A 790-nucleotide genomic window follows, 5' to 3' on the forward strand; every position below is an offset into this window, starting at 1 on the left:
GCCTTGCAAAACCTGATGCGCGATGGCATTTTGCTGGCTTTGACCGCCGTATCTTGGATTATTACGCCCAAACAGGTACGCGCAGGCAATGAGTTCAACTTCGAGCCGATTGCCGAAGTGGGCAAACTGTTTTTGGGTATTTTCATTACCATTTCACCTGTTTTGGCGATTTTGAAAGCCGGTGAAACAGGCGCATTGGCTTCCGTTGTTTCTTTGGTTCACGACGCGGCAGGCAATCCGATTAATGTAATGTATTTCTGGATGAGCGGCATTTTGTCGGCATTCTTGGATAACGCGCCGACTTATTTGGTGTTCTTCAATATGGCCGGTGGCGATGCCCAAGCCTTGATGACAGGCCACCTGTTCCATTCGCTGCTGGCAGTATCCATGGGTTCCGTATTTATGGGCGCACTCACTTATATCGGTAATGCGCCGAACTTCATGGTAAAAGCCATTGCCGAACAACGCGGCGTGCCGATGCCTTCCTTCTTCGGCTACATGGCATGGTCGGTAATTGTATTGGTACCGCTGTTTGCCCTGCATACGATGGTTTTCTTCGTTTGGCAGCTCTTTTAAACTTAGAGGCCGTCTGAAATTCAGACGGCCTTTTATTTTTAGCTATATCATCAAATATAGCGTTTAAATATCAATCAGTTAAAAATTATTTCCCTTAACACTCGATTACACATTCCTACTTTTTCCCACTTTTCCCGTAAAAATAAGCGTAAAACTGACATAAAGCAGCCTATACCTGATAAAATCTAAAGCTTTGTTGTTTGCGTTTATTCGT

The 790-nt window shown here is 44.9% G+C and carries 1 protein-coding gene; it reads left to right on the forward strand.

Features of this window, described 5'->3' with window-relative positions:
- Positions 1-576, forward strand: a 576-nt coding sequence (locus tag ACTHSP_RS21030; protein WP_440346888.1) for a sodium:proton antiporter, incomplete at its 5' end; no start/stop codon positions are given.
- Between the last annotated feature and the right edge of the window lie 214 nt (positions 577-790).

It is taken from the genome of Neisseria sp. P0001.S005, assembly GCF_051963715.1.